Raw genomic sequence first — 8,965 nt, 5'->3', positions numbered from 1 at the left:
TTCCCGTGTGAAAGTAGGTCATCGTCAGGCTCTTACAGTGAAAACCCCGTAGTCGAAAGATTACGGGGTTTTTTATTTGATCAATCGGTATTCTTGATATTGCTTGCGCAGTAGCGGACAGGGAAGGGATGAGCATGCAGCTGCAGGACATGTTGTATTCACAGGGCTTTGGCATTCGCCGTGTCTGCTCCGGCTTGGTGCAGCAAGGCTGGGTGGAGCTGTGGAACCCGCAGACTTCTGACTGGGAGAAGGTCCTGGATTCCACCCAGCAGGTGGATCCCGAAGGTCTGCGTTTCAGGGTGCAAGGCGTGGAGTGGGAGTATCACGAGCTGGGTTATGTGCTGCTGAACAAGCCAGCCGGCACCGAATGCTCGCAAAAGCCATCGGCCTATCCCAGCATCTATACCTTGCTACCGGCTCCGCTGCGTCAGCGACCCAACAAAGGGGCGGTGCAAGGTGTTCAGGCGGTGGGTCGTCTGGACCAGGATACGACGGGCATGCTGCTGCTCAGCGATGATGGCCAGTTCATCCATCGCATGTCGTCGCCCAAAAAGCATGTCTCCAAAGTTTATCGAGTGACTTGCAAGCATCCGGTGGATGCCAAGCAGATACAGCGGCTGCTGGATGGTGTCGTACTCGATGATGATCCCAAGCCCGTCAAGGCAGCGGCCTGCGAGCAGGTTGACAGCCATGTGCTGGATCTGACGCTGACCGAGGGCAAGTATCACCAGGTCAAGCGCATGATTGCGGCTGTGAGCAACCGGGTCGAAGGTCTGCATCGCAGAAGAATCGGCGGCATGGAGTTGCCCGCAGAGCTGGAGCCTGGCCAATGGCGCTGGCTTACGGCGGATGAGCTGGAATTGTTCAAGCCGGGCAAGTAAGACAAAGCAAGATAAAAAGCCTGCTGGCTTGCGCCAGCAGGCTTTTTGATTGGCGACACGGGAAATCAGTGCCGCTGCGCAGGGAGCATGGACGCCTGCTGGAGCTGGCCCGAAGTTTGCAGCGCAGCGCCGGGCAGGAATTCGATGCCGGTGCGGCGCACCAGCTCCGCATAGCTGATGGGCTCGGTGACGCGGGCTGCGTCATCATTGGCCTGCCAGTGCGCCCAGGTACGCTGGCTCTGAGCGTCGTAAACCAGCTTGTAGAGAAAGCTGGGCACACGCACCTGGTTGTGGCCGACGGAGGCTGCACCGGCCTCAAAGACCGGGCCGGTGATGATGTAGACATCGCCCTGAGCCCGTTGTGCATAGCTGCGCGTGTCTTTCTCGATACGGGCCCAGGGGCCGCCGTTCTGCTTGATGGACTGGGGCACCATATTGGCCAGCGAGAAGCTCTGGGCCATGGCCTGTGCGCTCGGCATGTCGCCAGCGGGAGCCATGTGGCCGCGTGAGTAGCCGGAGCGCTTGTAGTCGTCCAGCTCGGCGCGTTCATCGCGGGGCAGGCGGGCATCGCTGTAGAACTTGTTGGTGCGCTTTTCGTCGGCATCGGCGACCAGGGCCTTGTTCAGACGTTGAGCAACGAAGACGGGCGTCTTGCTCTGGCCGCTGTGCAGCACGGCAAACGCGTCATAGCACAGCGCACGCAGCTTGGGCTGATCGCTGAGCACGGGGGGCTTGCCATTGGCAAAGAACTGCGGGCATTGCTCAAAGCCCTGGGTGCTGCGCGTGGGATTCTTGACCTGGATGAGCGATGCTGGGCCGACCGCTGCCGAGGGTGCAGGCATCCGGGCGGAGCAGGCCACGCTGCCGATGGCCAGCATTGCGATGCCGGCATGGCGCAGCCATAGCGGGACTCGTGAGGAGAAAGAGGAAAGCGGTGCTGAAAAAGCGAAAGACATGCGCGAAGAAGGCCGAGGGAGATGAAAAGAGTGCCAGCAGCCCAGGCGCAAGAGCGAGTCTGGCCGTCATCGAGGAGGAGTGATTGCTACTTGAATAAGAGCTGCTTGCGCAAGCTTTGAAAGCTTTTCAAGGTAAAAATTTCTTGAAAAGCTTTATAATAAAGCGCTAAGTGCTCATATTTTATAAGGGTGGACTTTGCCACAGCCCAGCCCCGGCTTACTTCGCCTAGTTGCGAATCCCCCGAGGGCGTTCCATGCATGAGCAGAATCTGCAGTGCGGCTTGGGTTTGCAGATGCAGCTGCTTGAGCGCCTCATCTTTCTGGGGCGGCAAAATGTACTGGCCCTGTGCGTTCCTGGCGTAGGGCTTGCCCAGAATGTCGGCCATATCGATCTGGTAGTAGCTGCGGTCGCCGTACGGGCGCTTGCCGTCGATATAGGGCAAGGGCCAGATCGCCTGGCCGTCTTCCTCCTCGGCCAAGACATAAGGCAGGTCATCGGTACCGACTTCACGCCACAGGGCGGCATGCAGCAGCGTCAGGTGTTCGGGGCGAAAGTCGAAGCTGCTGTCTGGCGCCTGACCTGAGAAGTCGGGCGGCAAGGCATAGCGACCGGGCGCCAAGGTTGCGGTGGCCACAAACTGCGGCAGCCAAAGGCAGACCTCGGCCAGGAGCCGGGTGGCCAGAGCAGGATCGTGACTGCGCAGCACTTGCTGGGCCGTGTCGAGGGTGGACAGATCGCCGCCAAAGGGCTGCACGGGATCGAAGCCGGGTGCCCCAGACTCTACGGGCATCCACCGCACCCGCAGCAGGCGCATCAGCTGCAGATGCTGGGCGCTCAGCGGCGGCAGCGCCTGGCTGAAGACGGTCTGGATCACGGATCGACGTTCGGTACTGCCCTGACGCTTGCGCAGCCACGACCAGCTCAAGGCGCCGGTTGCCGCAACTGCCAGGGTGGAGAGTGTGGAGATCAGCAGCCTGCGCTTCATGGGCGAAGGTTTTCAGTCATCGATGGAAGCGCTCCAGCGGTCGCCCCAGCCGCTGCGGTCCTGACGCACGCGATCGATTTCGCGGCGGTCGCGCTTGGTGGGGCGGCCGGTGTGCTGGGCCGCCAGTGCTTCGGCGGGCTCGGGTGCCAGACGGCGCTGCTCGGCCAACTGTTCGCGCTGGGCAATGCTTTGCGCCGTTTCCTCGTATAGCTGTTGGGCCACGGGTGCCGGGCCGCGCATGCCGCTCAGCCCGCGCACTATGACTTCCTTGGGAATATTGCCCTGGCGCAGGTGGATGTGGTCGCCCGGGCGGATTTCACGCGAGGCCTTGGCATTGGCGTTGTTGACCGTGACCCGGCCTTTGCCAATCTCCTCCACAGCCAGGCTGCGGGTCTTGTAGAACCGCGCGCACCATAGCCATTTGTCCAGACGCATGGATTCAGTTTCACTCATATCGGTATTTTGCGGCGTGAAGGGATGACGATTCAAGTCAGAGCAGTATCCATGTCCTGGGCATCGCCATTGTGCAGGGGCAGCTGAATCAGCGCCTGCAGGCCACGCACGCGGCCGAGTCCGTCGTGCAGGTTGCGCAGCTCGATCTGGCCGCCCAGGGTCTGCACGATTTCCTGGCAGATGGCCAGGCCCAGGCCGGAGCCGCTGCGCGTATTGCCCGCCGAAAAGGGCTGGAACAGCCGCTGGGCCAGTTCATCGTCGATGCCGCTGCCGCTGTCTTCGATACTCAGCTGCACCATGCCATCGTGCGCGCGCACATCGACCTGCAGACTCCCGTGCCTGGGGGTGTGGCGTATGGCGTTGTGCAGCAGGTTGCGGGTCAGCTCGCGCAGCATCCATTCATGGGCGGCCACGCAGCAGGCCTGGGTTTCGATGCCGAAATCCATGTCGTGATCGGCAATCAGCGGTGACAGCTCCAGCGCCACGTCGCGCACGATATCGTCGAGCTGGGCGAGCATGGAGCTGTTCTGGCTGCTGTCTTCCTGGCGCAGCTGCTCGACCTTGGCCAGGGCCAGCATCTGATTGGCGACGCGGGTGGCGCGGTCCACCGTGTCGTCAATCTCGGCAAAGGCCTGGGCCGGTGGAATATCGCCGCGCTTGGCAGACTGGACCTGAACCTTGAGCACGGCCAGCGGCGTGCGCAGCTGGTGCGAGGCGTCGCGCACAAAGCGCTTCTGATTGCTCAGCAGGCCTTGCAGGCGCTGCATGGTCTGGTTGGTGGCTTCCAGCAGAGGCTGGACTTCGCGCGGGACCTCGGGCGCAGCCAGCGGACTCAGATCCCCCTGGGCACGGCCCTGCAGGTCCTGGCTGAGCTGGCGTATGGGCTGGGTGGCGCGCTGTACCACGATGATGACGATCAGGGCGACGACCAGCACCAGCAGGGCCTGACGAATCAAGGTGTCACGCAGAATCTGCAAGGCCAGGGATTCGCGCAGTTCCAGGGTTTCGGCCACCTGGATCACGGCCATGCCGCGTCCGTCGGCGCTGGCAACCGGCTGCAGCAGCACGGCCACGCGCACGGGGTGGCCGCGAAACTCGTCGTCGTAGAAGTCCACCAGCGCCGCATAGGGCGGGCGCTGAGGAATCCTGCCGTTCCAGACAGGCAGTTCCTCGAAGCCGGAGATCAACTGTCCGTCCAGCGTGGAGACGCGGTAGAACATGCGGCTCTGGTTGTCAGCCTCGAAAATTTCCAGTGCCGAATAGGGAACGATGGCGCGCAACTGTGCCTGATCGTCGTATCCCATGACGCCAATTTGCTCGCTGATGCTTTTGGCCGAGGCCAGCAGGGTTCTGTCGTAAGCCGTGTGCAGCGATGCCAGGGTTTGCTGATAGAGGCTCCAGGCGTTGAGGGCAATCAGCGCCAGCACAGGCAGCAAGATGCCGGTGAGCAGCAGGCGCCGCAGCGACCAGGCTGTCTTGGGCCGCGCTTTGGCCGCAGCGGCTGTCATGCCGCGGCCTCGGCCTTGACCAGATAGCCCAGTCCGCGCAGTGTGACCAGTTGCACGCCGGTGCCGCCCAGCTTTTTGCGCAGCCGGTAGGCCACGACTTCCACGGCCTCGTATTGCACATCGACCTCGCCGGGGAAGACCAGACTGAACAGCCGTTCCTTGGTGACCGCATGGCCTGGGCGGGCCAGCAACGCATGCATCATGGACAGCTCGCGCGGGGTCAGCTCCAGAACCTTGTCGTCGAGATAAATGGCGCCGCTTTCCTTTTCATAGCGCAATGCGCCCAGGGTGATAACTTCAGAGGCCGATCTGGGGGTGAAGCTATCCTGGCTGCGGCGCAGCAGGGCGCGCAGGCGTGCTTCCAGTTCGTCCAGGTCAAAGGGCTTGGCCAGATAGTCGTCGGCACCGGCGTTCAGCCCCATGACGCGGTCGCCCACGGTGCCACGTGCCGTCAGTATCAGCACCGGTGTGCGCAGGCCCAGGGCCCGGGCGCGCTCCAGCACCTGCAGGCCGTCGAGGCCGGGCAGACTCAGGTCCAGCACCACGGCATCGGGTTCGCGGGTCTGCCAGTGAGCAAGGGCACTGGGGCCGTCGGCCGCCACATCCACATGCAGCCCGCGGCGCATCAGGGTGCGCTGCAGCGTGGTGCGCATGGCGGAATCATCTTCAACAAGCAGTAATTGCATGCAGCCGAACATAGCACTGCGCTGCGAATGCGAAGACAAGTCGTGAAACTACCGGGCTTGCTTAAGGGATAGCCCTAGGTGATTGGACAGCCGTTTGACAGGCAGGCTGTCCATGATTGCATTCACCAACTACATAAGGAGTACATCATGCGTCGTGATACGTTTCTGAAGTCTCTGGCAGCCCTGGCGGCGGCCGGTGCTTTGCCCCTGTCGGCCCAGGCAGCGGCAGCCATCAAGATGATGCTGCCCGCCAACCCTGGTGGCGGCTGGGACACGACAGGCCGTGCCCTGGGCAAGGCCTTGCAGGACGCAGGTGTGGCTTCTTCCGTCACTTATGACAACAAGGGCGGCGCTGCCGGCGCCATCGGTCTGGCCCAGTTCGTCAACGGCAGCAAGGGCGATCCCAATGCCATGATGGTCATGGGCGCCGTGATGCTGGGCGGCATCATTACCGGCAAGCCTCCTGTCAACCTGAGCCAGGCCACGCCTTTGGCGCGCCTGACCAGCGAGTACAACGTGTTTGTGCTGCCCGCCAATTCGCCCTACAAGAACATGGCGGAAGTGGTGGCCCAGCTCAAGAAGGACCCTGGCTCCATCAAGTGGGGCGGTGGCTCGCGCGGCTCCACCGAACACATTGCTGCAGCCATGATCGCCCGTGAAGTGGGTGTGGACCCCGCCAAGATCAACTACGTGGCTTTCCGTGGGGGCGGTGAGGCCATCTCCGCCATTCTGGGCGGCAACGTCACCGTGGGCGGCAGCGGCTTCAGCGAGTTTGCCGAGTACATCGCGACCGGCAAGATGAAGCCCATCGGCGTGACTTCGGCTCAACGCCTCAAGGGTGCGGCGTCCAGCATTCCCACGCTCAAGGAGCAGGGCATCAATGTGGAAATCGGCAACTGGCGCGGTGTGTATGGCGCGCCCGGCATTTCCAAGGCCCAGCGCGACGAGCTGGTGGCCCAGATTGAGAAAGCCACCAAGAGCAAGGCCTGGGCTGAAGCGCTGCAGAAGAACGACTGGACACCTGCCTGGCTGAGCGGCGATGCCTTTGGCAAGTTCGTCGACGACGAGTTCGCCAGCCTGCGCGCCACCATGGCCAAGTCCGGCATGATCTGATGATCTCCAGGCCGCTGCGTTCTGCAGCGGCCTTTTCAGGACATGGGACAGGGCTGGCGACTTCAGCCCTGATCGCGTTGTGTCCTGCTGTTTTCCCCCGCACTGATTGATGGCCTGCCCCTGACGGCGCAAGCCAGGGTTTGTGCAACCCCATGATGCCGTGAGAGCTGCTGGCAAGTTTGCTCTGACGGGTTCCGAAAACCATTGAAATCAAACACATTCATCATGTCTGATTCATTCCAAGATCTGGCCCGGGCAGCGGAGGCCGCACAGGTTTCGGCCTATGCAGACCCCGATGAGCCGCAAAGCCCCAATGTACCGTCCAAAAGAGCACAAACCATTGTCGGTTCAGGCGTGCTGCTGGTCGCTGTCGGCCTGGCTGTCGGCGCACTGCAGATTCCTTCCGATTCGGGCTATGGTGGCGTCGGCCCCAACTTTCTGCCCTGGCTGTGCGCCATCGTGCTGGCCGTTTGCGGTGCGTTGCTGATCTGGGAAGCTCGGAGCGGCGGCTTTCGCCATGCGGCGGATCCTGGCGGCCATGCCAAGGCCGATATATTGTCTTTTGTCTGGGTTTCTGCAGGCCTGCTGATCAATGCGGCTTTGATTGGAGCCGTCGGCTTTATCTTCAGCTGCACGATTTGCTATGTCTTGGCCGTGCAAGGCCTGCGCCGCGCCGCGCATCAGCCTCAGGCCTCTGAAATCGGTACCTGGGTGAAGGATGTGATCACTGGCTTGCTGATTTCAGCGCCCGTTTTCTGGATGTTTACTCAGTTCCTGGCAATCAATCTGCCTGGCTTGACTCAGACGGGGTGGCTGTAATGGATATCTTCAATGCTTTGATGGCAGGCTTTGCCACCGCCATCACGCCCGTCAATCTGTTGTGGGCTCTGGTGGGTTGTGCCCTGGGTACGGCTGTGGGCGTGCTGCCCGGTATCGGCCCGGCCGTGGCAGTGGCCATGCTGCTGCCCATCACCGCCAAGGTGGATGTGACGGCTTCCATGATCTTTTTTGCCGGCATCTACTACGGTGCCATGTATGGCGGCTCGACCACCTCGATTCTGCTGAACACGCCCGGCGAAACGGCGTCCATGGTCACGGCCATGGAGGGCAACAAGATGGCCAAGAGCGGCCGAGCGGGCGCGGCGCTGGCAACCGCCGCCATCGGCTCGTTTGTCGCGGGGACCTTTGCCACAGTGGTGGTGACCCTGTTCGCTCCCTATGTCGCCGACTTTGCCGTGAAGCTGGGCCCGCCCGAGTACTTCATGCTGATGGTGCTGGCCTTCACCACCGTGAGCGCCGTGCTGGGCCAAAGCTCGCTGCGCGGCATGACGGCGCTGTTTGTCGGCCTGGCTGCAGGCTGCATCGGCATGGATCAGATCTCCGGTGCCGCGCGCTATACCGGCGGCAAGATGGAACTGCTGGACGGCATCGACATCGTGCTGGTGGCAGTGGGTCTGTTTGCCGTGGCTGAAGTGCTGTATGCCGCCATGTATGAAGGCAAGGTCGAGGAGTCGCAGAACAAGCTGACCCGTGTGCACATGACCAAGCGTGACTGGAAGCGTTCCTGGCCCGCCTGGATGCGCGGCACGCTGCTGGGTACACCGTTTGGCTGCATTCCCGCTGGCGGCACCGAGATCCCGACCTTTCTGAGCTACGCGACCGAGAAGAAGCTGGCCAAGGGCGAAGACAAGGCCGAGTTCGGCGGCAAGGGCGCCATCGAAGGCGTGGCCGGTCCGGAAGCTGCCAACAATGCCACCGTGACCGCAGCCCTGATTCCGCTGCTGACGCTGGGCATTCCTACCAGCAACACCACGGCCGTGCTGCTGGGCGCCTTCCAGAACTACGGCATCAACCCCGGCCCCCAGCTGTTCACCAGTTCGGCGGCCCTGGTCTGGGCGCTGATTGCCTCGCTGTACATCGGTAACGTGATGCTGCTGGTGCTCAACCTGCCCATGGTGGGTCTGTGGGTCAAGCTGCTGAAGATTCCGCGTCCCCAGCTGTATGCCGGCATCTTGATCTTTGCAACGGTCGGTGCCTACGGCATGCGCCAGAGCGCGTTCGATCTGTTCCTGCTCTACGGCATTGGCTTGCTCGGTGTGATCATGCGCCGCTTCGACTTCCCCACCGCTCCCGTGGTGGTGGGCATGATCCTCGGCCCCTTGGCGGAAGCGCAGATGCGCAATGCCGTGTCGATCGGCGAAGGCAGCTGGTGGATCTTCCTGCAGCGTCCCATGTCGCTGACGCTGATCATCATCGTGCTGGCCGTACTGATCATTCCCCGCGTGCTCAAGCGCCTGTCGGAGGCCAAGCAGGCCCGGGAGGCAAGCGCCGCCTGAGTCCCGTTTCCTAGCCTGCTGCGGGTGCTGTACGCATGGAGCCCGT

Annotated in this window: 8 protein-coding genes and 1 pseudogene; 4 read left to right on the top strand and 5 right to left on the bottom strand. The window is 62.4% G+C overall.

All coding sequences use genetic code 11. The features are described from left to right. Positions 1 to 134 precede the first annotated feature (134 nt). Positions 135 to 881, top strand: coding sequence for a 16S rRNA pseudouridine(516) synthase (locus tag JAO85_RS22980; RefSeq protein ID WP_202789124.1), 747 nt, complete (start codon positions 135 to 137; stop codon positions 879 to 881). 65 nt (positions 882 to 946) lie between these two features. On the opposite strand, the gene JAO85_RS22975 is transcribed toward JAO85_RS22980, so the two are convergent. The 5 genes and pseudogenes from JAO85_RS22975 to JAO85_RS22955 all read right to left on the bottom strand — a co-directional run bounded on the left by JAO85_RS22975 (position 947) and on the right by JAO85_RS22955 (position 5,482). Then, a complete protein-coding gene (locus tag JAO85_RS22975) occupies positions 947 to 1,759 on the bottom strand; it encodes a DNA/RNA non-specific endonuclease (protein ID WP_202789123.1) in 813 nt (270 codons plus the stop codon). 317 nt (positions 1,760 to 2,076) lie between these two features. Next, positions 2,077 to 2,823 (bottom strand): annotated as a pseudogene (locus tag JAO85_RS22970) (hypothetical protein); the annotation flags it as partial. 12 nt (positions 2,824 to 2,835) lie between these two features. Continuing rightward, complete coding sequence (locus tag JAO85_RS22965) at positions 2,836 to 3,276, bottom strand: RNA-binding S4 domain-containing protein (RefSeq protein WP_202789122.1); 441 nt, start codon at positions 3,274 to 3,276, stop codon at positions 2,836 to 2,838. Between the two features lie 32 nt (positions 3,277 to 3,308). Beyond that, positions 3,309 to 4,784: a sensor histidine kinase gene (locus JAO85_RS22960; protein WP_202789121.1), complete on the bottom strand. Its 1,476-nt coding sequence runs from the start codon at positions 4,782 to 4,784 to the stop codon at positions 3,309 to 3,311. Continuing rightward, positions 4,781 to 5,482, bottom strand: a complete 702-nt coding sequence (locus JAO85_RS22955; protein WP_003068809.1) for a response regulator — start codon at positions 5,480 to 5,482, stop codon at positions 4,781 to 4,783. Before JAO85_RS22955 ends, JAO85_RS22960 begins: the two co-directional genes overlap by 4 nt. 135 nt (positions 5,483 to 5,617) lie before the next feature. Between JAO85_RS22955 and JAO85_RS22950 the strand changes: the two genes are divergently transcribed. From JAO85_RS22950 to JAO85_RS22940, 3 genes are all read left to right on the top strand, one after another. Further along, a complete protein-coding gene (locus JAO85_RS22950) occupies positions 5,618 to 6,583 on the top strand; it encodes a tripartite tricarboxylate transporter substrate binding protein (RefSeq protein ID WP_003068811.1) in 966 nt (321 codons plus the stop codon). Between the two features lie 225 nt (positions 6,584 to 6,808). Further along, the gene (locus JAO85_RS22945; protein WP_034392729.1) at positions 6,809 to 7,402 is read left to right on the top strand and encodes a tripartite tricarboxylate transporter TctB family protein; all 594 of its coding nucleotides are present in this window, start codon (positions 6,809 to 6,811) and stop codon (positions 7,400 to 7,402) included. After that, a complete protein-coding gene (locus JAO85_RS22940) occupies positions 7,402 to 8,919 on the top strand; it encodes a tripartite tricarboxylate transporter permease (RefSeq protein ID WP_003068815.1) in 1,518 nt (505 codons plus the stop codon). Before JAO85_RS22945 ends, JAO85_RS22940 begins: the two co-directional genes overlap by 1 nt. The last annotated feature ends 46 nt before the right edge of the window (positions 8,920 to 8,965 follow it).

Origin of the sequence: Comamonas sp. NyZ500 (assembly GCF_016772095.1) — a bacterium.
GTDB classification, from domain to species: Bacteria; Pseudomonadota; Gammaproteobacteria; order Burkholderiales; family Burkholderiaceae_C; genus Comamonas; species Comamonas thiooxydans.
The sequence above is the reverse complement of the archived record's forward strand: the minus strand, read 5'-3'. Positions and strand labels throughout refer to the sequence as shown.

Coding starts and splice junctions, on each gene's coding strand:
- JAO85_RS22975 (WP_202789123.1), bottom strand. CDS start 1,759: ATGCTGGCCATCGGCAGCGTGGCCTGCTCCGCCCGGATGCCTGCACCC.
- JAO85_RS22980 (WP_202789124.1), top strand. CDS start 135: ATGCAGCTGCAGGACATGTTGTATTCACAGGGCTTTGGCATTCGCCGT.
- JAO85_RS22945 (WP_034392729.1), top strand. CDS start 6,809: ATGTCTGATTCATTCCAAGATCTGGCCCGGGCAGCGGAGGCCGCACAG.
- JAO85_RS22950 (WP_003068811.1), top strand. CDS start 5,618: ATGCGTCGTGATACGTTTCTGAAGTCTCTGGCAGCCCTGGCGGCGGCC.
- JAO85_RS22955 (WP_003068809.1), bottom strand. CDS start 5,482: ATGTTCGGCTGCATGCAATTACTGCTTGTTGAAGATGATTCCGCCATG.
- JAO85_RS22965 (WP_202789122.1), bottom strand. CDS start 3,276: ATGAGTGAAACTGAATCCATGCGTCTGGACAAATGGCTATGGTGCGCG.
- JAO85_RS22940 (WP_003068815.1), top strand. CDS start 7,402: ATGGATATCTTCAATGCTTTGATGGCAGGCTTTGCCACCGCCATCACG.
- JAO85_RS22960 (WP_202789121.1), bottom strand. CDS start 4,784: ATGACAGCCGCTGCGGCCAAAGCGCGGCCCAAGACAGCCTGGTCGCTG.